Source organism: Flavobacterium columnare NBRC 100251 = ATCC 23463 (genome assembly GCF_002530675.1).
GTDB lineage: Bacteria > Bacteroidota > Bacteroidia > Flavobacteriales > Flavobacteriaceae > Flavobacterium > Flavobacterium columnare.
Genome location: NZ_PCMX01000026.1, coordinates 1 through 21969 on the forward strand (window position 1 = coordinate 1; position 21969 = coordinate 21969).

18 protein-coding genes are annotated in these 21969 nt (G+C 29.9%); 1 reads left to right on the plus strand and 17 read right to left on the minus strand.

The window, feature by feature from the left end; translation table 11 throughout:
- On the plus strand, positions 1-852 hold an 852-nt coding region (locus B0A78_RS04450), incomplete at its 5' end, for a hypothetical protein (protein WP_106425336.1).
- A gap of 291 nt (positions 853-1143) precedes the next feature.
- Here the strand turns inward: B0A78_RS04450 and B0A78_RS04455 are convergent.
- From B0A78_RS04455 to moaCB, 17 genes are all read right to left on the minus strand, one after another.
- Entirely contained in the window at positions 1144-1974 is an 831-nt protein-coding gene (locus tag B0A78_RS04455) for a universal stress protein (RefSeq protein WP_014164559.1), read from the minus strand.
- Between the two features lie 251 nt (positions 1975-2225).
- Positions 2226-3071, minus strand: coding sequence for a DUF2911 domain-containing protein (locus B0A78_RS04460; RefSeq protein ID WP_065213619.1), 846 nt, complete (start codon positions 3069-3071; stop codon positions 2226-2228).
- An 85-nt stretch (positions 3072-3156) separates the two neighbouring features.
- On the minus strand, positions 3157-4386 hold the full coding sequence (locus B0A78_RS04465) for a hypothetical protein (RefSeq protein ID WP_065213618.1): 1230 nt from the start codon (positions 4384-4386) through the stop codon (positions 3157-3159).
- A complete protein-coding gene (locus B0A78_RS04470; RefSeq protein ID WP_014164556.1) occupies positions 4386-4973 on the minus strand; it encodes a Crp/Fnr family transcriptional regulator in 588 nt (195 codons plus the stop codon). The genes B0A78_RS04465 and B0A78_RS04470 overlap by 1 nt, the downstream gene beginning before the upstream one ends.
- 355 nt (positions 4974-5328) lie before the next feature.
- Positions 5329-5763: an RrF2 family transcriptional regulator gene (locus B0A78_RS04475; protein ID WP_014164555.1), complete on the minus strand. Its 435-nt coding sequence runs from the start codon at positions 5761-5763 to the stop codon at positions 5329-5331.
- Positions 5764-5940: 177 nt separating this feature from the next.
- On the minus strand, positions 5941-8010 hold the full coding sequence (locus tag B0A78_RS04480) for an OmpA family protein (RefSeq protein WP_065213616.1): 2070 nt from the start codon (positions 8008-8010) through the stop codon (positions 5941-5943).
- A gap of 95 nt (positions 8011-8105) precedes the next feature.
- Positions 8106-9041, minus strand: coding sequence for a PorP/SprF family type IX secretion system membrane protein (locus tag B0A78_RS04485; protein WP_065213615.1), 936 nt, complete (start codon positions 9039-9041; stop codon positions 8106-8108).
- Positions 9042-9063: 22 nt separating this feature from the next.
- The gene (locus B0A78_RS04490; protein ID WP_065213614.1) at positions 9064-11733 is read right to left on the minus strand and encodes a gliding motility-associated C-terminal domain-containing protein; all 2670 of its coding nucleotides are present in this window, start codon (positions 11731-11733) and stop codon (positions 9064-9066) included.
- A gap of 501 nt (positions 11734-12234) precedes the next feature.
- Positions 12235-12480, minus strand: coding sequence for a DUF6755 family protein (locus B0A78_RS04495; protein ID WP_014164551.1), 246 nt, complete (start codon positions 12478-12480; stop codon positions 12235-12237).
- 19 nt (positions 12481-12499) lie between these two features.
- Positions 12500-13000: a Rieske (2Fe-2S) protein gene (locus tag B0A78_RS04500; RefSeq protein WP_014164550.1), complete on the minus strand. Its 501-nt coding sequence runs from the start codon at positions 12998-13000 to the stop codon at positions 12500-12502.
- An 11-nt stretch (positions 13001-13011) separates the two neighbouring features.
- The gene (locus tag B0A78_RS04505; RefSeq protein WP_014164549.1) at positions 13012-13584 is read right to left on the minus strand and encodes a 4Fe-4S dicluster domain-containing protein; all 573 of its coding nucleotides are present in this window, start codon (positions 13582-13584) and stop codon (positions 13012-13014) included.
- 14 nt (positions 13585-13598) lie between these two features.
- Positions 13599-15815 (minus strand): molybdopterin oxidoreductase family protein, encoded by a 2217-nt coding sequence (locus B0A78_RS04510; RefSeq protein ID WP_077225293.1) that lies wholly within the window; start codon positions 15813-15815, stop codon positions 13599-13601.
- A 12-nt stretch (positions 15816-15827) separates the two neighbouring features.
- Positions 15828-16880, minus strand: coding sequence for an MFS transporter (locus B0A78_RS04515; protein ID WP_065213612.1), 1053 nt, complete (start codon positions 16878-16880; stop codon positions 15828-15830).
- 18 nt (positions 16881-16898) lie between these two features.
- Positions 16899-18491: a magnesium transporter MgtE N-terminal domain-containing protein gene (locus tag B0A78_RS04520; RefSeq protein ID WP_065213611.1), complete on the minus strand. Its 1593-nt coding sequence runs from the start codon at positions 18489-18491 to the stop codon at positions 16899-16901.
- A gap of 13 nt (positions 18492-18504) precedes the next feature.
- Positions 18505-19977 (minus strand): MFS transporter, encoded by a 1473-nt coding sequence (locus B0A78_RS04525; protein ID WP_065213610.1) that lies wholly within the window; start codon positions 19975-19977, stop codon positions 18505-18507.
- Positions 19978-20063: 86 nt separating this feature from the next.
- Positions 20064-21053: a GTP 3',8-cyclase MoaA gene (gene moaA, locus B0A78_RS04530; protein ID WP_138425033.1), complete on the minus strand. Its 990-nt coding sequence runs from the start codon at positions 21051-21053 to the stop codon at positions 20064-20066.
- 4 nt (positions 21054-21057) lie between these two features.
- Positions 21058-21969 (minus strand): bifunctional molybdenum cofactor biosynthesis protein MoaC/MoaB, encoded by a 912-nt coding sequence (gene moaCB, locus B0A78_RS04535; protein WP_014164543.1) that lies wholly within the window; start codon positions 21967-21969, stop codon positions 21058-21060.

The window sequence follows — 21969 nt, forward strand, 5'->3', positions numbered from 1 at the left end:
GTATTACTCTTATTTATTGTTCTAATAAGTAGTATTTTTCTGGATTTATTTTATACTTTTATTCTTAAATCTTCAGCTAAAAGGAATAAGATTGAATATGTATTACATACAAAACAAAAAGTGTATGATGTTATTATTATGGGGACCTCCCGTGCTAATAATCATTTTGTCCCCTCTCTTTTTAAAAAAAGAGGTTATAAAACATTTAATTTCGGAATGAGTGGTTCACATCTTTTTGAAACCAATTTAATGTTAAAAATAATGCTTCAACAAAATTTTAAAATTAAAAACTTATTATTAGAAGCAGATTTGAGCGTATGTAATGAAAAAAGAGACGAGGGAACAACAGCTCGTTTTATGCCCTATTTACATACTAATTCCATTATAAAAGATCATTTTAAATTTGAAAATGACTTTTTAGAACTTTATTATATTCCTTTTTATAGATACATAAAATTTGACGCTAAAATTGGTTTTAGAGAGGTAAACAAGTCCTTTCTTAAGAAAAAAACAAATTTATTAGATCATAATGGTTATTACCCTCTAAATGGAACTAATTGGAAAAGAATGAAAAATAATATTTCAGGATTAAAACCTATTCGTAACCGTTATTTAGATGATATTAAGAAAATTTGTAAAGAAAATAATATTCGATTAATTTTAGTAATGACTCCTATGTGTAAAAGCACTGAAGGAATGGATTATTTTGATAAGATAAATAAAATCTATCCTGAGATTTATAATTTTGAAAATGCGGTAACAGATGATCATTATTTTTCATCTTGTGGTCACTTGAATAACCAAGGAGCTATAAAATTTACTAAATATGTATTAGATCATATTTCTTTTTAATTATAGAGAAAAAGTTGTAATGTTTGAAAGCGAATTCTAATCTTTTAATAAAAACTGTATACTAAAACAAGGGCTCTCCGAAAAAGGAATAACTTAGGTTTCGTTTGTTCTTTTAAGGTTAATAAAAAATGTAATTATTAACATTATACAACTTAAACTTCCCGTTCACTCCGTTCGAGTTCTCCCCCCTTGGGGTCAACTAGAAAAGAGACTCAATGAAGTGAAATGAGAGGATTACCACCTTTTCGGACAGCCTCTTGTTTTTTAGTTTAATTTATAACTTTAGAATTACTAAGCATGAAAAACAAGTACTGGAATATGTACCCGATGTGTCATTTTTTGAGTTAATCTTTTAGTAAACAATTCCGTAAAAAAATCTCTTTTGTAAGTAACCATTCCTAATAAATCGATTTGATAATGGTTAATAAAATACTCAATAGCGTCTACCACGTTTTCGGATTTATTAAGTATAAAACTAACCTTTTCATTTTCAAATTCTTTTCTCCAAGAATTTATAATATCTTCTGATACTTCATTCTCTGAGTTTATAACGTGTAAACACTTAACAGACCATCCTAACTTATTTGCTAGATTTACTGTTTGTGCAAAAGGTTCTCTATCTTTTTCTCTAAATCTGGTAGTAAATCCTATAGTTTCTAATTCTTTGGTGTTACATCCTTCTGGTAATACTAAAGTTGGGACATTTGCGGTTAAGATGACTGAATCCGTATTAGTTCCCATAATTTTAGAAAACCAATCATCATCTCCTGAAGTTGCCATTATGATAAAATCTACTTTCTCTTCTTTTACACACTGATTGATACTTACACTCAATTCTCCCAAAACAATTTTATGATGGATCTCTACAGCTTCTAATCCTTTTGAGTAAGCTAATTCTTCCAATTTTTTATTGTTTTCTTTGAAAAGTTCAAATTCGTCTAAATCAACACTGGAATAAAGCATATTAGCACTTAGTACACCAGACTGTACATCTACTATAGGTAAACTGTAGGTATGTAATAAAAGTACTTTTGCTTGATTTTTTTTGGCTAATTCCAAAGCAAAAAGGCTCGCGTCATTAGCTGCATCTGAAAAATCAGTAGGGACTAAAATGGTTTTCATATATATAAGTTTTAGTTATGATAGTCTATCTATTTAAGAATATTTAGTTCTTTTTATTCGTACTCTAATTTAGGACTAAATAGTTATAAAAAAAATGATATTTATCATTTAATCACATTCTGAGTTTTTTCTTGTTGTTATCACTTTTTTATCAAAAATTCTTTACTAAGTTTTATAGTGGAATAGATATAAATAGAAAAGAGCTTAGATTAAAAACAATCTAAGCTCTTTTCTAAGAATTAATAATTTTATTATTTTTTAGTCCATTCCTTTATGCTTTCTTCATTCATCTTTATATAATCAAGATTATTTGCAGATTTTGCTCCCTCTAATGAATTTTTTGCTGTTTCTATAGCTCCTTTATAATCGCCTAACTTGGCTTGAATTTGTGACTTAAGGCGAGTGTACCAAAAAGGTTTTTTTTCATTCATTTCATAGGCTTTATTAACATAGACTAAGGCTTTATTGAGATCTCCATTTATATTGTAGTAATATTGTGAAGCGGCAAAATAATCTCCTGAAGTAGGTCCGTTTAATGTTTTATCAATAGAAGCAATAGCTGTTTTATTTGTTGGTACTTCAAAATGTAAGGATACAGCTGTCTTTTCCCATAAGAAATCAAGGTTGGCTCCGTTAAAATCTGTATTAGAAATTCCTATAGTAAATGTTTCTACTGATTTATGTAATATTTCAGTTTTAGCAGATGTTTTTAAAGCTACTTTTGCATCATCCCATTTTTCAGGAGTTCCCCAATTGTTGGTATCATTATAAAAATAAATTTCCCATTCTTCTGCTTTAGGCATTACATATAAAGCATACTTTCCTTTTTTTAAGGTAGCCCCGTTAATTGTTACATCATCAGTAAAACTAATAGTTGTATTAGCATTTGCACCTGCACGCCATATCTTACCGAAAGGGACTAGGTCTCCAAAAACAATTCTTCCTTTTATACTGGGACGGGAATACTCAATTTCTACTTCTGTTAGACCAACAGTTTGTGTAAAAAGAGCTTTAGGACTTGCTTGCGGAACTTTTATTTGTCCTTGTGTAAGCAAAGAAGCTAAAAAAGTAGTAGCTGCTATTATAAATCGTATCATCTAAATAGTTTTTTCAAAGATAAGGTTCTGATTTTTAAAAAATTGTTAACAAAAGTATAAAATAATTTTCTGCCTTTAGAATCCTTTAATCAATATTCTTAGGTTTAGATTTCTTAAATGATCTCTTGTTTTTTATTTGTGAAATAAGTAGAAATAATATACCTGTTAGCATAAATAAAGAGATATAAACTAACATTTTATTTGCAAGAGGTAAATAAATATCAAAATAGGGTAATCCTCCTTGACTGAATAAAAAGAGTTGGTTAAAAATGATTCCTAAGGAAAATAAACCAATCCCTAATATACTCATTTTTTTTAAACATAATATTTGCTCTATAAATATGTTTGCTAATAAATATAAAGTAATTATGCATAAAAATACTAGATGTAAATATGCTATTACTATGGTTCTATTACTATATACAAAATGTTTTAATTCATTTATAAGTAAACCTATTGGTAAAACAAATTTCAAAGTAGTTGCTATAAGTATTATTAATAAAATTCTTTTTAAAATTAAAGGAAGTGTTTCGTATTGGTTTTTAAATTTAGTAATAAAGAGGTATTGCATTTTAAACCAAAAAAAGAGTTGGAGAAATGTAAATATAGCAGTTAATAGAAACACCCATTTAGGAACTTCAACCCAAAGTATGGAAAAGATATAGGTTATAATACAAGAAATAAAAAATAGATAAAAATAGTTTGTTAGCTTTTTTATAAGTTGTGCTTCCAAGGAGAGTTTTTTAATAAATAAACCAATTATTGTAAAAAGAAACCAACCATTGTACTGAAAATGTAAATAGAAATAAATAGAAAAATGATACATATTTTCATTAATGTTTTTTGTAGCTAACATATAAGCTAGAAAAAAAGTTCCTAAAGTAGAAATAAAATTAAAGAACAGGCCTCCTTTAATCCACATATTTGAAAGAGTATTTTTTTTGTTATCTTTTAAAAAAAAATACGTAAAAAAATAAGTTATAATTATAGACAAAGTTGATGCTATTATTGATATTAATCCGTAACCTTGAATGATAAATGAACCAAGCATTCCATAAGAACAAATTAAATTTACTAATAATAAAATATTATATTTCTTATATTTCTCTTGTTTGTGTAATGCCGCTAATAAGAAAAATAATGTTTGACTAATCCAACCTGAGAAAGCAAAATGTGAATGCGCGTGAAGTAGGTTTTTTTGTTGAAAAAAAGGAAATTCAAAAGCAATTTTATAGCGCATTAAAGTACCTAGAACTACAACTATTAATAAATTAAAAATAGAAATTAATGCCCAATTCTTATTTGTAATTTTCATTAAAAATAAATTTTATGATTAATAATTTCAATAATACCTGATCTTTTTAATTTTGAACAAGCACGTATTACGGTTTCTACTCTAAGTCCTGTAAAATTTGCAATTTCCTGACGAGTAAACGGAATATGAATTTTTTCCTGTACGCTTTCAGGTTTTTGAATCATTAAAAAAGATATTATTTTTTGTTCTGTATTTTGATTTATTATATCCTTTGATGATTTAGCTTTACCTATAATTCTTTTAGACAAAATTTTAATAAATAACATCTGTAGCTCTGGTATTTCTTCTAACATCTTAAAAAAGTTCTTTTTAGAAAGTTTTAAAACGGTACTGTCCTTTATAGAAGCTGCTGTAGTTGGATAATTTTCATCAATAAATAAAGGAGGTTCCCCAAAACTTTGGCCACTTGAAAAGTATCCTTGTACAAACTCTTTTCCTTCTTCATTCCTATTAAACATTCGGATACTTCCGCTTATGATAAGGTAAAAAAATAAAGCCGATTCCCCTTCATTAAAAATTACTTCATTTTTTTTAACTATTTTTTCTACAGCGCCATACTTTATAAATAGATCATAATATTTTATCATACTATATTTCTTAGAACTATAATCAGCTTTTCTACTTCTTTGTTATTATATAATCCATCTCTTTACCTATTTTTTATATTCTAATTTAACCCTGATTACGCATTGAAAATTCATTACAGATAAAAATGACTTTAAATCTAAAAAAGTACTCTTTTCCCCCCTCAATCTAACAAAACTAAAACTGTAAGGAAAAATTTCCATTCCTTTTTTATCAGAAAGGCTAACGCATAATCTGCGTTTAAACTTCTATACAAAATGATTAAGTCTAATAGAAAGGAAAGAATATTTAAGCCTTTAATAAGACAAAAATATCTTATTAAAAAATATCAGTTTATGACTTTTGTCATTATATCATTTAATATTTTAAAAAGGTATTGCCTATTTTAATTCCTGAAGCTAGTTCTTCTAGAGTAGTACTTTTAAAGATCGTTAATAAATTAGATTTTATATCTTTAAACTTATCATGAAATGGGCAAGGATGCTCTTCTGAACAATCTTTCAATCCAAGACCGCAGCCTTTTACTATAGAATCGCAATCTAAAGCTTCAATAATTTCTAGAAGTGTAATATTTTTTAGTTTACTTTTTTCTATATAAAATCCGCCACCACTGCCCTTTGATGATGAAACTATATCTTTATGCACCAGTTTTTGTAAGATTTTAGCAGTAAAAGCCATTGGAGAATCTATTTGATCTGCTATTTCTTTTTGGCTCATCTTTCTATTAATTACAGACTCAGAAGCGATAAAAATCGTTGCTCTAATTCCATATTCACAAGTTTTAGAAAACATTTTTTTATGTAAATTTATTCATAAAAAACCCAAATTTAGAAAATATTTATCATATCAATGGTTTTTTCTTTTTTCTGTTAAAAAAATAACTCTACTCTATTGAAGGTTTTATTATAAAAAACAAAAAATCGCTTCAATATATATTGAAACGATTTTTTAAATAATTCTATTTACGCTTTATAGATCTTTGATAATGAATTCACTTCTGCGATTTAATTCATGTTCTTCTTCTGTACAAGATTCTTCGTTAGTACATTTTATAACTGGCTGACTTTCTCCATATCCCTTGGCTATAATACGTTTTGATTCTATTCCTTTATCTATAAAATAATCTTTAGTAGCGGTTGCTCTATTTTCAGATAAAACTAAATTATAGGTCTTCCCTCCTCTTATATCAGTATGCGAGCCAATTTCTATAACCATATCGGGGTATCTCTTCATTAGTTCTATTACTTTATCTAATACGGCTTTAGAGTCTTTACGAATATACCATAAATCATAATCAAAATAAATAGGATCCGTTTTAATGATTAATTTATCTTTTTGAGCAACGATCTCTTTTTCTTTAGCTAGAATTTCTTTTACTTTTTCTTTTTTCTTTTCTTCTGCTAATGCTCTTTGTTTTTCTTTTGTTTCTTCTTCTATTTTTTTCTTAGCTTGTTCCGCAAGAGTTTGCTCTTCTTGAATTTTAGCTAAAGATTTTAATTTCATAGAAGCATCGTTTTCTTTGTTACGCTCTTTTTGAATAGATAACGAACGTTTATCGTCTGTATAACCTTCTTTTGAAGCTTTTACAATATACCCTTTTTCGCAAGGAACTGTAAACCTAAATTTGCCATTAGAATCTGTAGACAGAACTTCTAAATCTTTTTTATTTATTAAATCATACAAAATTAGTTTTACTCCTTCTAGTGGTAAGGCTGTATCAATATCAGTAATTATACCAGTTATATATTGCTTACAATCTTCAATAATTAGAGGTTTTATTTCTGCAAATGAATAAAGATCGTCTCCTCCTTTTCCTCCTTTTCTATTAGATGAAAAAAATCCTTCTTTTGTATTAGAATTAATCATAAAAGCAAAATCATCTACTCCAGAGTTTATAGGCAAGCCTACATTTATTGGTTTAGAAAAATTTTCGTTAATAATTTCAGAAACAAAAACATCTAAAGCTCCAAAACCTATATGTCCATTAGATGAAAAATATAGTTTGTTATCATTTGAAACAAAAGGAAATTGTTCACGATGGATTGTATTTATTTGACTACCCAAATTTTTTGGGATTCCGAATAGACCTTCATTAATTTCAACACTATAAATATCAAAAGATCCTTTACTTCCTGGCATATCAGATGAAAAATAAAGTGTTTTTTCATCGGGACTTAGAGCAGGATGAGCAGTAGAAAAATTAGGGTTATTAATAGGTAACGAAGTTATATTACTCCACTTACCGTTTGTTAATTCTGCTTTATAAATATGTAATACTGAAATTTTTTCACTATTTTTTGCTCTTTTTCCACTTTTTTTTGTAAAATTCCTTGTAAAATACATAGTTTTCCCATCTGCTGTAAAAACAGGGGTGGCTTCATGCATTGAGGATTTTAATTCTTTTGCAAAATAATCTACTATTGAATCTTTTGCGTAAATATTTCCTAATGGAACTGATACTAAATTTAAATAAGATTCGTTGTTCCATTTGTATATTTTATCTAAAAATCCTGTTTCTTTTTTAGCGGCTGCATAAACTAATTTGTTATTATAAACAACAGCTCCAAACTCAGATTTATTAGTATTAATTCCTAAATTTTTAATTTTAAAGCGTTCACCAATAGCTGTAACATTTTCTAATATTTTTAATTCTTTTTCTAGTAAAGCCAATTCTGAGACTTTACCTTTTTTAGAGTAATAATCTATTAAAACTTGATTGGCTTCAGCGTAGTTAGCAGTAGCTTTTAATGATTCTGAAAAACGAAAATAGTATTCTTCTGACAAATCTTTCCCGTAATTTTTAATCAAAAAACGAAAATATCTCTGTGCATTTTTTAAATCATTTGTAAAATAATAACAATCCCCAAGGTTTTGAATAACCTCTTGCGATCGGTTTTCTATTAACAAATTTTCATATAATGGTATTGCCTCACTATAATAGGTTCTACTAAAATATTTTCTTGCTCGTTCTAATTTATTTTCTTGGGCTAATCCAAATAATGAAAATAAAAGTATTGATATATATAATAATCTTTTCATGTGTTTAAATTTTATTTTTGAGGGCACATCATATTATGGTTTTAAACCTTTATGCTTATAGCTATACCCTTTTTAAAGCAATTTAGTATTACTTTTTAGAAAAATCGTGGCGATTTATCATATCCTTTACTCAATAAATCTAAATTAAAGATTAAAAATACTTCGTGTGTACCTGAGTTAAAACGTCCTAAATTAGATAATGTATGATCGTATGAATAACCCAATTTAAAGTTTTTAGTTGGATTAATAGCCATCAAACCACTTACTGAATCATCTAATCTATAAGAAGCACCTAACTCAAAACGATTATTATATAAAACATTTGCTGAAATATCTAATGAAAAAGGAGCGCCTTTAACAATTTTTGCCATAGCAGAAGGTTTTACTTTCAACATATCGTTTATATTAAATACATACCCTGCAGTAGCAAATAGATGCAGTTCTTCGGATCCTAATTGATTAACCCCTTGACGCTCTTCAATGTATTGCGTAGGTAAAACATTAGGCATTGAAATTCCCATATAGTATTTATCTGAAAAATAATACGCTCCAACCCCTACATTGGGTTTAAAAGCATTTATATTTTTATTGAAAGCTTGATCTGTAATCGTGTTTCCTGATTCTAACTGAAAACCATTAAAGTTAGTTGTTAGATTGGTAAAACCAGCTTTCATACCAAATGATAGTCTTTGGCTACCTCCAAACTGAAGTATGTATGCAAAATCAGCATAAAAATTATTTTCTTTTTTGGCACCGCTTCCTACATCATCTGTAATTAATGAAGCTCCTACCTCTATTTTTTTATTTAGGGGTATGTGAGCAAAAGCAGTCATTGTTTTAGGAGATCCTATAGCCCCTACCCATTGTGAACGATATAAAACTCCTAAATCTAAAACAGATTGTTTCGCAGTGGCATACGCTGGATTTACTACACTCATGTTATACATATAATGTGTGTATTGGGGATCTTGTTGAGCAAAATCCGTAAGGCTAATTAAAAATAAGCAGCCTATATATATATACTTTTTCATTGATTTTATTACTTTAATGATATTAACGATTCAAATATAGACGTCCTTGTTTTGCTGGAATATTATCTTTATTAAAATTGATTAAATAAAAATATACATCATTAGGGACTACTGAGCCAACCAAATTAGTTGAGGCAGAGTTTTTACCATCCCAATTATTGTCTTTATTCCCTCTAAACAACAAATTACCATATCGATTATAAATTTCAATAGTATAATTAGGATAAACAAATTCTATATTCGGAATATGAAAAGTATCATTTACACCATCTCCATTAGGAGAAAAGCCATCAGGAATAAAAAAGTTATCAGGAACATTGCAATCTGTCAATGAAACAGTCACAGCTAAAACCTCTTTTGATTTACATCCGTTTGCAGAATTTGTACTAAATCCATAGTAGGTCGTTCCTTCTTGTAGTAGATTAGAAGGGGGTATTAAATTTCCTGCGGCTAAAGCATCATACCATTCTATAGTTGAAGGAGTGTTCGTATTATTAGACAAATCTTTAATTGTGGGTTTATTCAATCCACAAAAAATTTCTCCATTTGGATTTAATGTTGGTGCTTCAACAATATCAATATTTACATTTACAGGTACTCGCTCCGTCTCACAACCTGTTATTAAATTTATTTTTGAAACATAATACTTACCCGTTTTTAATGGAGAAGTATTAGATAATGAATTAATAGAAAGATCTGAGCTATACCATAAGTAGTCCTTTCCTTGTGGTTTTAAATTTTGTATTGTAGCATTTTCTGTTTCACAAAAAATTTGATCTGATACAACAGGCAATTCTGGATAATTATATATATTAAAAGTATCTATAATATTACTCAAAGCTATATTACAAGAGTTATCTATATTGGTCAACTCAGTTAATAATATTGTTGTAATACCTATATTGGGTAATACTTTTTTGGGTAAGATAAATTTAGCTTTCCCTGAAACTATATCTAAATCTATTTCATTATTATAAGAATTGTTAGTTCCATTAAGATCATAAAATAATTTGACGTGTTTTAATGATTCTAAACCTGTAATAAATACTTCAACTTCTTTATCCTTACATACATCATTAACTAATACTTTTAAATTAGAAACGAAAGGCAAAGGCTTTACATTAAAGATATTCCTTAAGTCAACTATACTTGAACATCCTGTTTCATCATTCGTTATTTTTGTAACTACAATTTCTGTTTTTCCAGCATTAAGCAATAAATTCTTAGGTATGCTAAAATTAGCAACTCCTCCTAATACGTTAAAAGTTAGAAATTGGTTAACTGCTACATTGGCTCCACTCAAATTGTATAGAATAGAATAACTACCATTTTCTAACAACAAGGCATTCTTTATAGTTGCATTAGCATTGTAATTTTGACAAACTTCATTTACAGTTAAAATACTATTTTGGAGATTAGGTAAGGGATTAATTTTAACTATAAATGATTGATCTTTGAAATTATTAGGACAAATTCCTAACGCATCAACATACACAAGATCTGTAACATTAACTGAATAATTACCTGATATATTAAATTTCATATTAGGAATCGTAAAATCAGCAACTCCTTTTTTAAATTCAATTCTTTCTTTAGTATTATAATAATTACCGTGATCGCCTACAACATTATAAGTGACCCAATAATTACCATCTGGTATTAAAACTGGATTTTGAGATAATATAGCGTTAAAAGAAGTTGTTTGAACTTCATCAATACATCTTTTATTTGGAGTAACGACTAATGATATGTTTGAGTAATCTATAAAATTTTCTATTGTTATAACAAAAACTGATCTTTTTTTATCACATATTGGATTAGTAGGATATACTTCATAAGTAAAAGAATAAGATCCTACTCCAAATTTTTTGTAGATTCTTTCAACATTTATAAAAGAATCTGTTAAAGAAGTTAATTCACCTGTATTATTGTTATCATACCATCTCCCTCCTGGATCTTCTCCTTCTAATCTATCAAACAAATTTATATTTTGATATACTGAAAAATCCTCGTTATTACAAATTCTAAGGGGTAAAGGGGTACCTTCTTGAGCTGGTGGATAAACAGTTAACTGCGCTATAGCTCTACTTGCAGGACATTCATTTACTTCATTTACGGTATAAGAAAATGTATAAGTCTTAGGTTCTTTTAGATTTTCGACAGAAGTATCAAAAAAGTTGGATGAAACGCCTAAATTATTCGTTTCATTTACCCATACTCCATTAAATTGAGGGCTTATATTATTGGATCCTGTTCCGTCAAATAATAAGAATAAATTATAAACATTATCTCCACAAGCAGTTCCTTTTGGTCCTGGAACACCAGCATAATTTCCTACTGTTACCTCTACAGTACCAGTGGTATCTACACAGCCAGAAACATTTGAAACCGTGTAAGTATAAGTATACTTACCACTTCTTCTAATTTTCTGGACATTTAGGATGCCTGTTGTTGGATTTAATCCTCCTGATAATTCATCATCTAGCCAAACTCCTCCTCTAACAGGATTGCCTCCTAATAAAGAAAATAGATCAATAGCTTTACTACTTGGATTAGTAATATCACAAACCGTAATAACTCCTGAATCATCTCCACCGCATTGGGCTTTTGAAATTTGACTAAACAGGATTACGAATACGAATAGGAAAACTGTGGGAGCAATTTTCCAAAAAAGGGGTAACGTTCTCTTCATTTTCTATGAAAATTTATACAAAAGTACGTAATGTTAATAGTATCAAGTATATTATAGATAAAAATCGACAAAAAACAATTTTAATCGGTAAAAAACACTATTTATAGAAGAAAAAAGAGACAATAATATTAGAATCCCGTTTAATTAATTATTTTACTCAACTAAAAAATGTATAGATCGTAATGCCGTGAACTAGAGGCTAAACACATTTTGAAATGATTGGTAAAACTAAGAACTTAATATTAATTCATTAAACTGTATTCAATAATTTGAGTAATTCACTACAATCTGATGTAGTAAAGGCTATAGATATTAAACAATAAAATAAGTGTTTTAACTTTTAGCTCACAATAACCTAGTATAAAAGTACAAATAAAAAATCATTAAATATTAAATAATGTTATAAAAAAATACTTAAAATTAAAATCTTTAAAGAAAATAAATTAAAACATAAAAAACTTATTTTCTTTAAAGATCCAATAAAAAATAAAGTTTATAGTGCTATTCTTTTTTGCTTCCTGAGGGTAGAAAGTATAATACACCTAATCCTATGATAAATAAAATGGCTGAAGCTATAAAGGCTGGAATTAAAACTTCTTTATGACTGTCTAAAGCATTATTTAATGCTGCATATAACAACCATATCTGAATAGCTATATTTAATATTAGTATAAATATAATGGTTGAAAGTATGGCATTTAACTTTCTAGTATTGGCTATATTTTGTCCTGTTCTGAAAGTACTCATAAGTAAAATTTTAAATTGTTTATGATCCTATTGCTCTTACATATAATCCTTCTTTTTTTTCAATTACTGCTAATTGAGGCAAAGGTCTAGGGGGTGGTCCTGCTAATACTTCTCCTGTTTTAGCATCAAAATGCCCTTCATGACATGGACAAATGATCTGACCCGAACCTGGTTTATAATATACAGCACAGGATAAATGGGTGCATTTTTGTTCATAAGCTCTAAAAGTTCCATCTTCAAGATGTATAAGTATATAAGGTACATCGCTACCTTTTACTTGAAAAGCTTTAGTACCACCTATAGGGATATCCGTTTTGTTGCATACAAATTGTTCGCCTTCTATTTCCTCTTTAGGAAATAAATAAGCTTTAGCCGCTACTAAGCCACTACCTACCATTAATCCACCAGAGACAAGAGTTAAGAACTTTGCAAAATCACGTCGGCTAACTTGTGCCGCTTCTTGCTTATGAATAGGGAAATCTTTTTTCCAATTTTTATTTATATTACTTTCTTTTGACATCGTTTAAAATTTTAATAAATAATCAATTCAGTCTTTCCTTTTGGCATCATGATATTTACTTTAGTCCAGACTACTTCATTTCCAAAGATGAACTTATTAACGGGGGAGCTATTAGGTCTTGCTTTTTTAATTTCTTCTTTGGTTCCATAAAATAAAGCACCACTAGGACATACGGTTGCACACATAGGCTTTTCTCCTATACTGGTTCGATCATAGCACATAGTACATTTCATCATTAGATCATAAGATTCTATTTTTTTAGGAACACCAAAAGGACAGGCCATAACACAGTTAGAACAACCTATACAGCGTTCTGTATTAGCGGTATGTACTATTCCAAACTCGTCTTTAGAAATTGCATCGGCTGGGCATACATTTGCACAAACAGGATCTTCACAGTGCATACATACCTGTACGGTGGTTTGTATAGTAGTAGCTCTTTCTACATAGTTCACGTGTATCATAGAGTCATGACCATTTGTTTCACATTCAGCACAAGCCATTTCACAAGCTTTGCAACCTATGCAGCGTTGCATATCTACAAAGAATTCTTCATTTTTATTAAACGAGGTATAATTACTCATAATTTTTTTATATTTTATTTACTTGCATAGGCTTTTGTAACAAAAGGACTCAGTGCCATTGTTTTTAAAGGTTCTAGTTTGCAAGCTGAAACTTTAAATTCAGGTATTTTTGATATAGGATCTAAAGTTCCTGGTGTCAATAAATTTGCTGATTTTTCTCCTGGCCAATGGTAAGGGATAAATACGGTGTCTTTTCGTATTGTTTCTACAATATTAGCTGGAAATACCCCTTGACCACGACGAGTAGAAACTTTTATTAATTCGTTCTGTTGTATATTATATTTTTGCGCTAATTCTGGGTGAATTTCTACTAATGGTTCAGGGTATTGATCAACTAATTTACCTATTCTTCTGGTCTGTGTGCCACTTAAATATTGCGAAACAACTCTACCTGTTGTCAAGGTAACTGGGTATTCATCATCTGTTACCTCACCTGGTAATTTGTATGGTGCTGGATTAAAATGTGCTTTACCATCAGGAGTTCTAAATTTTTTATCCTCCCAAAGTCTTGGTGTACCAGGGTGGTCGTCTGATGGACAAGGCCAAAATATGCCCATATTGTCTTCAATTTTTTTATAACTAATACCATAATAATCGGCTGTACCTCCTTTTGAAGCTACTCTTAGTTCATTAAATATAGCTTCGTTGTTTTTATAGGAAAATTTGTCTTGAACTCCTAATTTTTTTGCTAATTCTAATAATATTTCAGAATCTTTACGTGCATTACCTGGAGGTGTTACGGCTTGTCTAATTCTGATGACTCTACCTTCTGCTGAAGTGGTTGTTCCGTCTTCTTCTTCTTGTAATGAACCTGCTAAAATAACATCTGCATGACGAGCCGTTTCATTTAAAAAGAAATCTATACAGACATAAAACTCGAGTTTTTCTATGGCTTCACGAACATAATTACTATTGGGTAAAGAAACCAATGGATTGAAACAAATAGAAAGTAATCCTTTTATTTCGCCGCGATGAATAGCTTCAATAATTTCATAGGCTGATAATCCTTTACCTGGTAAATCGGCTTCATTAATCCCCCAAACTTCAGAAATATATTTTCTATGTTCAGGGTTTTCAATATCTCTATTTCCTGGTAGTTGGTCGCATTTATGACCATGTTCACGTCCCCCTTGACCATTTCCTTGTCCTGTAATGGTAGCATATCCACAATAGGGTTTGCCTATTCTACCTGTAGCTAGAACGAGATTTATACATCCTAAAACATTATCTACTCCTTTTGAATGGTGTTCGATTCCTCTAGCGTGTAATAAGAAGGAAGTTTTAGCTTTTCCCCAAAGTTTAGCGGCTTCTTCTATTTTTTCTTTACTAATACCTGTTACCTCCTCTGCCCATTCTAACGTATAACTTTCTACTGCATCTATTGTATCTTGAAAACCAGAAGTATGATTATTAATAAAATCGTGATCGAGCATATCATGATCAACTAAATATTTTAGCATAGCACCATATAAAGCTGAATCAGTCCCTGGTAATATGTCTAGATGAATGTCGGCGGTACGAGCTAAAGGGATGATTCTAGGGTCAATTACTATTAATTTAGCTCCGTTGTCTCGTGCTTTCCATATCCAATGGGTTAAGGTTGGAAAGGTTTCACTAACATTGGCTCCTGCTACAATTATGACTTCAGCATGTTCTAAATCAGAATAATTATTAGAAGCTCTGTCTAAACCAAAAGCTTTTTTGTTTCCTGCTCCTGCACTTACCATACACAAGCGACCGTTATAATCTAAGTTTTTTGTTTTAAGAGCTACACGGGCAAATTTACCAACTAAATAACTTTTTTCATTGGTTAATGAAACACCTGACAACATAGAAAAAGCATCATTACCGTAGGTTTGCTGAATTCTTTTGATTTCAGATACGGTTTTGTTCGTTGCTTCTTCCCAAGTAGTATTTATAAAACCTTTTCCTTCTACTCTAAACATTGGATTGAGTAAGCGATCTGGATGATTGTTTTGTAGATATCGTTGTACTCCTTTAGGACACAGTCGTCCTTCATTAAAAGGGAATTCTTTCCAAGGATCAAAGCCTACTACTTTATTATTTTTTACTAGAAGTTTTATTCCGCATTGCATACCGCAAAAACAGCAATGTGTTTCTACTACAGCATCAGGTTCGTCTCTTCCTACATACCCTTCTTTAGGAGCGTAGTTCAGGTGGGGACCAAAATCTTCTATAATTTTTTCTATTGATACGGGTAATTTTGCCATTTTTTTTGTTTTTTATCCAAATAAATTTCCACCTTCTTGTCTTGCTTTAAGGTGTGCTTGTGCTATTTTAGAATGTTTCCCTTCAGGGCTTAAATCTAAATGAGACGTTCCATCGGGTTTAGAGAAATCAAATCCTAATTTGCGTGTTACTATTTTTAAATCGTTTATATGCAATTGGGTTGTAAATTCTTTTCCTGTGTGTGGGCAAACGGCCATTCCTTGTTGTTTTTTTCCTTCTATTTTATAAATATGAGCTCCAATTTGAGCGGGTCTTTGAATAATATGAAAGAATTTTCCAAAGGGAATCCATATTAAAAATAAGATTACAGTTACTGCATGTAAAACAGCTAAAAAGTCAAAAGCAAAACCTTTCATAAACTGATATGAATAGGTTAATCCTAATCCAGTAGCCGAAATAGCTATTAATAGAATAAGGGGTAATAAATCGCCCTCAAATGTTTGAGTAGCAATTAACCCTGGATTGGTTAATCGTCTTTTTAAATAATATAACGAACCTAAGATTACAAACCAAGAAGACCAATTTAGGGCATGAAAGGTTAAAAAAGCTGTTATAGAACCTAGTTTGAACGAAAATACTTGAAACCCAAAAAAGTGTGCTTGATATAAATCTATTGTGTCTGGTGCTAACGTAAAATGTATCCAACCAAAGGTTAACGGAATAGTAATCATAAATGCTGAAATACAACCTATAGCAATCATAAAATGGGCTAACCAACGGTATTTACTTCTAGGATAGATAAACTTTTGTAGGACTATATTTCCTGTAATTTCTTTGATTACAAATACCAAATGGTTAAAAACTTTTCCTGTAAATAGGAAGTGTATTCCTCGTTTAAAATACATCCATGTTGGCGGTCTTTGTAGCCATACAGAAGTACGGTACACGATCCCAAAAAAAGCAAATACAGTTCCAAATAGATAGGTGATTAAGGCGGCATCAAAATTTTGCAAATTTCGTGAACCTAAATAAACGAGTACTATCATTATTATACAAGATAGTGTGGCTATAAGGAGTGCGTTAAAATTTAAATTCTTTAACTTCATTTTTTAAGTTTTATTACGTTAACTTGGTCTTTCACACCCTTTTTTATTATAGTAATACCAGTTGATGAGGGTTGCTAATGCTGTGAATACGATTACTCCTATAAAAAATTCATTAGCAGTTCCGTTACTTGTAATATTATTTCCTATTAATTTTGAGAAGATAAAAGGACCAAAGGCTGCAATAGCTGCTGTCCAACCAATAACTCCTGCAGCTTGGCGTTGATTTTCTGAAAAGATGATGGGATATTGTCTAAAAGTACCTGCGTTGCCCATACCTGTAAAGAAAAACATCATTAAAATAACACTCACAAACATGGGGAACTGATCAATACTTGTAGGTGCTAAAAGACCTTGAGTAACTAAAATAATACATCCTAATAAGATTCCTATACCTGTTAGTGTAGTTAAGATTGCTCCTCCTACTTTATCTGCTACAAAACCAAATAACACACGTGTTGCTGAACCAATTAAGGGGCCATAAAAAGCATAAACTAATGGGTCTGGAGCATTAGGAAAATCACCATATAAAAATTTAATCATTAGTGGAAATGCAGCTGATAACCCTGCAAAGGTTCCAAAAGTCATTACATAGGTAATAGTACAAAACCAAGTATGTTTATTATTAAAAATATCCATTTGCTCCTTGATAGAGGCTTTCATAGGGATACTTTTTAAATAGAACCAACTTATGATTGACAATAAAACCAATAAAGGAATATACCAAAAAGCTGCGGATTGAATATAAATTTCTGTATGCGTAACTGCTTTATTGTTGGGCTGTAATTCGTTTAATATTTTTTCAGCTAATTTAGGATTTGCATTTGCAATAACTTTTACTCTCACTTTTAACGGTAAATTCCTAAATATTGTTGTCTTTTTTGTTGAATTGATTGCTCTCTTTACAGAATCTAAAACTTTGGGCTTTACATTGCTTAATAAAGCTTCTTGATTTTTAGGTTCCATTTTTTCAAATATTGCTATTTGTTGCTCAAGAGTTGTATTTTTTACTATTTCTTTAGCTTGCTTAGCATCAATCGTTGTAAATAAAGAGGGAGTACCATACAAGCCTACGCTCAAAACTAGAGGTGTTACAAATTGGGCTAAGGATACACCAAAATTTCCTATACCTGCTTGAATGCCTAATGCTGTTCCTTTTAATCGTTTTGGAAAAAACATATTTGTACTTGGCATATAAGAAGAAAAATCGCCTCCTCCAAAACCTGTTGTAAAAGCTAATACCATGAATACCCAAAAAGGAGTATTCGTATTCATAACAGCTAAACCAATACCTACTACAGGAATTAATTTAATGAATGTTGCAAAAACTACTATATGTCTTGTACCAAAAATAGGGAGTATAAAAGTATGTATCATACGTAAGACCCCTGCTGCTATACCTGGTATAGCAGCAAGCCAAAATAACTGGTCTTTATTAAATGAAAAACCTAATCCTGGTAACTTAACTACTATAACACTCATCATAAACCATGAGGCAAAAGATAATATTAATGATAATGTTGTTATGGTTAGCGTTTTCCAAGCTATTTTACTTCCTGTTTCTTCCCAGAATTTTTCGTTTTCTGGTTCCCATTGATTTAACCAAGTATTCATATTTTTTTTTTTATTAATGATCGTGTTCTATATCTCTTGAAAATTCAGGTGTTTTTATTCTTAAAATTTTAATAATGGTATTGTGCATCCATATCAAACAAATACTTGAAATAATAAAAATAAATATCCAAGAACTGGTCCATAATCCTGTGGTATTTAATAAATATCCAAAAATAATAGGTCCTAAAAATCCACCTAATCCACCTATAAGTCCTACCATACCTCCTACTAATCCCACCTGATTAGGAAAATATTCTGGAATATGTTTGTACACTGCTGCTTTTCCTATTCCCCAAGAAATACCTATTAGTATAACTAATACAAGATATACCCACATATTAGCACTGAATTTAATTTGTGTAATTCCTTTTGCTAATAATTCTTTTTTCTTTACTTCTTGGTTTTGTTGTACTACAATTTCTTGCCAAGAGGATTTTATGGGTAATAGAGTACTTTCTTTTATATGACTTTCCTTTTTAAGATTTATTTTATGTGCTTTGCTATTAACTTGTATTATGTTGTGTTTTATTTTAACAGGACCATTTGTGGTAGCTAAAACTCCAGGACCATCTGTTATAATTTCCATTTTAGGAAAAATAAGTAGAAAACTTATAACTACTGATGATCCTAAAACCCAATACATTACTTTTCTAGCTCCAAATTTATCTGATAGATATCCTCCAAAAGCTCTAATTACACCTGAGGGTAAACTAAACATTGTAGCAAATAATCCTCCTGTTACTAAACTGGTATGATATACATTCATGAAATTGGGTAATAACCATTGTGAATAGGCTACAAAACAACCAAAAACTAAAAAATAGTATACCCCAAAGCGCCAAACTCTCACGCTCTTTAATGGTTGTAATTGTTCTAATAAAGTTTTAGATTTTGTATCTATTTTTTTGCTTTTAGCAAATATTAAAAAGGCAAAGCCTATAACTACTAACGTAATAGCATATAGCACAGGTAGCATTTTCCATCCGTTTTGAGAATCTGTTTCTGAAAATTTATTTAACAATGTAGGGGCAATAAAAGTAGTTATGGCTGCCCCAGCATTTCCCATTCCAAAAATACCTAATGCTCTTCCTTGCCATTCTTTTGGATACCAAACTGAGGTATAGCCAATTCCTACTGAAAAACTGGTTCCTACTAAACCAAATAAAAAACTTAGTAGTGCAAATGCCCAAAATGTGGTAGCAGTAGTTAAGGCAAATAATGGAAAGGCACATACAAATAAAAGGGTTGAAAAAACAACTTTTCCTCCATATTTGTCAGTTAAAATTCCTATTGGAAGTCTAAAGATTGCACCTGATAAAATAGGAATACCTAATAACCAGCCTACTTGAACTATATTCCAATTAAAAATACCTTTATCAACAAGATAAGTTACTAATACACCATTTAATGTCCAACAGGCAAAGCATACTGTGAAGGCCAGTGTATTTAAAAATAAAATTTTGTGCGATTCTTTTAAATTGCTCATAATACTTCTAATTTTATATAAAGATAAAAATGTCCTATTTGAGTTTGTATGACTTTTATCAGTTCTAGTTAGGAATTGATTTTTAATTAACCTCCAATAGTGATCATACTTCTGTTTGCACTATAATTCAACGGATTACTAAAAGATTCTGTTGTATCAAATCCTCCTCTTATTTTATATTTTGAAGTTATAGATTTTTCTATTATAGGAATAATGTTCTTCCCTTCTCTTAGGGGTTCTAGTAATGGGGTTTCTAATTTTGAAAATAGACAATTTTTTAATTTTCCATCGGCTGTTAATCGTATTCTATTGCAACTATCACAAAAAGGATTAGTAACTGTGCTTATTATTGCAAATTGTCCTTTAAAATCAGCAATTCTATAATTTTTAGCTGTATCATTAGGTTTATCAGGTTCTCTTATAATATGAGTTGATTTATAATTGGCATAAACTTTTTCTAAAATTTCATCATAATTTACCAACATATCTTTATTCCATTCATTTCCATCAAAAGGCATAAATTCAATAAAACGAACTTGTACATGAGCCTCTTTTGTAAAGTGAATAAAGTCTAAAATTTCATTATCATTAAATCCTTTTATCAAAACAACATTTAATTTGACATGAAAATCATTTTCTATTAACAAATGAATATTTTTAAGAACTTTTTCAAATTGATTTCTACGTGTTATAGATAAAAACTTATCTTGTTGGAGCGTATCTAAACTTATATTAACAGAATGTATGCCTGCTTTTTTAAAAGTTTCGATGTACTGATCTACTAAAATGCCATTGGTTGTAATTGCTAATTCAATATTTAATTTTGAAAGTTGTTCTATAATTTCTTTGGCATCTTTTCTAACTAAAGGTTCGCCACCAGTTAACCTTATTTTATTGACGCCAAAACCAATAAAAGTTTGGCTAATTTGCAGGATTTCATCTGCAGTCATTATATGCTTTTTAGGAGTTAATTTAATTCCTTGAGCTGGCATACAATAGGTACATCTTAAATTACAATTTTCAGTAATTGAAATGCGTAAATAATTATGAAATCGACCAAAATTGTCCGTGAGCATATTTTTACTGGTTATGGTTAAAACCTTTAATAATTTTAAAAAGATGTAATACTGAAGGAAATACTGCATCTATAGATTCTCCAGCACCATTAGTCGAACCTGGTAGTGCCATAATAAGTGTATTCCCTCTAAAGCCTACTACACTTCTTGATAACATTGCATAAGGTGTACGCTGTTGTCCATAATTTCTGATGGTTTCTTCAATACCTGGAATGCGTTTATCTAATAATGGTATTATGGCTTCAGGAGTAATATCCCGAGCTGATAGTCCTGTTCCTCCTGTTATAATAACTAAATCAAATTGATTTGTAAACAAGTTCATTACTTCTAATTGAATATCTAAAACTTCATCTGGGATTATTTTGTAAAAAGAAGATTTTAATCCTAATTTTTGAATTTTTTTAATGATGGTTTTCCCTGCTGAGTCTGTTTTTTTCCCTGCTGAAATACTATCAGAACAAACAATAATTCCAATTTTTAGTTGATTATCAATAGTTTTAACCTCTGATTTCCCTCCTTTTTTTTCTATTAGTTTTATACTATGTATTTCCACGGATTTATCAATGGGTTTTAGCATATCGTACATAGTTAGTGCAACAATGGAAGCCCCGTGCATAGCTTCTACTTCTACCCCTGTTTTATAAATTGTTTTGACTGTAACGATAATCTGAATATTTAAATCTTGGATATCATGTGATACTGAGGTAAATTCTATAGGTAGCGGATGACAATCAGGAATAGCATTTGATGTGTTTTTTACGGCAAATAAACCCGCAATTTTAGAAACTTCAAAAACATCGCCTTTAGGAACGTTTTTTTTTATTATAGCTTCTATTGTATCTTGACTACCTACCTTTACAATAGCTTGTGCTACAGCGGTACGTAATGAATTGCTTTTATGTGTTATGTCTACCAT

What these genes read in the sequence shown, in the direction of transcription:
- B0A78_RS04490 (WP_065213614.1), bottom strand. Translation starts at nt 11,733, where the DNA reads ATGAAGAGAACGTTACCCCTTTTTTGGAAAATTGCTCCCACAGTTTTC.
- B0A78_RS04480 (WP_065213616.1), bottom strand. Translation starts at nt 8,010, where the DNA reads ATGAAAAGATTATTATATATATCAATACTTTTATTTTCATTATTTGGA.
- B0A78_RS04485 (WP_065213615.1), bottom strand. Translation starts at nt 9,041, where the DNA reads ATGAAAAAGTATATATATATAGGCTGCTTATTTTTAATTAGCCTTACG.
- B0A78_RS04520 (WP_065213611.1), bottom strand. Translation starts at nt 18,491, where the DNA reads ATGAATACTTGGTTAAATCAATGGGAACCAGAAAACGAAAAATTCTGG.
- B0A78_RS04505 (WP_014164549.1), bottom strand. Translation starts at nt 13,584, where the DNA reads ATGAGTAATTATACCTCGTTTAATAAAAATGAAGAATTCTTTGTAGAT.
- B0A78_RS04525 (WP_065213610.1), bottom strand. Translation starts at nt 19,977, where the DNA reads ATGAGCAATTTAAAAGAATCGCACAAAATTTTATTTTTAAATACACTG.
- moaCB (WP_014164543.1), bottom strand. Translation starts at nt 21,969, where the DNA reads ATGGTAGACATAACACATAAAAGCAATTCATTACGTACCGCTGTAGCA.
- B0A78_RS04500 (WP_014164550.1), bottom strand. Translation starts at nt 13,000, where the DNA reads ATGTCAAAAGAAAGTAATATAAATAAAAATTGGAAAAAAGATTTCCCT.
- B0A78_RS04495 (WP_014164551.1), bottom strand. Translation starts at nt 12,480, where the DNA reads ATGAGTACTTTCAGAACAGGACAAAATATAGCCAATACTAGAAAGTTA.
- B0A78_RS04455 (WP_014164559.1), bottom strand. Translation starts at nt 1,974, where the DNA reads ATGAAAACCATTTTAGTCCCTACTGATTTTTCAGATGCAGCTAATGAC.
- B0A78_RS04475 (WP_014164555.1), bottom strand. Translation starts at nt 5,763, where the DNA reads ATGTTTTCTAAAACTTGTGAATATGGAATTAGAGCAACGATTTTTATC.
- B0A78_RS04460 (WP_065213619.1), bottom strand. Translation starts at nt 3,071, where the DNA reads ATGATACGATTTATAATAGCAGCTACTACTTTTTTAGCTTCTTTGCTT.
- B0A78_RS04510 (WP_077225293.1), bottom strand. Translation starts at nt 15,815, where the DNA reads ATGGCAAAATTACCCGTATCAATAGAAAAAATTATAGAAGATTTTGGT.
- B0A78_RS04515 (WP_065213612.1), bottom strand. Translation starts at nt 16,880, where the DNA reads ATGAAGTTAAAGAATTTAAATTTTAACGCACTCCTTATAGCCACACTA.
- B0A78_RS04465 (WP_065213618.1), bottom strand. Translation starts at nt 4,386, where the DNA reads ATGAAAATTACAAATAAGAATTGGGCATTAATTTCTATTTTTAATTTA.
- moaA (WP_138425033.1), bottom strand. Translation starts at nt 21,053, where the DNA reads ATGCTCACGGACAATTTTGGTCGATTTCATAATTATTTACGCATTTCA.
- B0A78_RS04470 (WP_014164556.1), bottom strand. Translation starts at nt 4,973, where the DNA reads ATGATAAAATATTATGATCTATTTATAAAGTATGGCGCTGTAGAAAAA.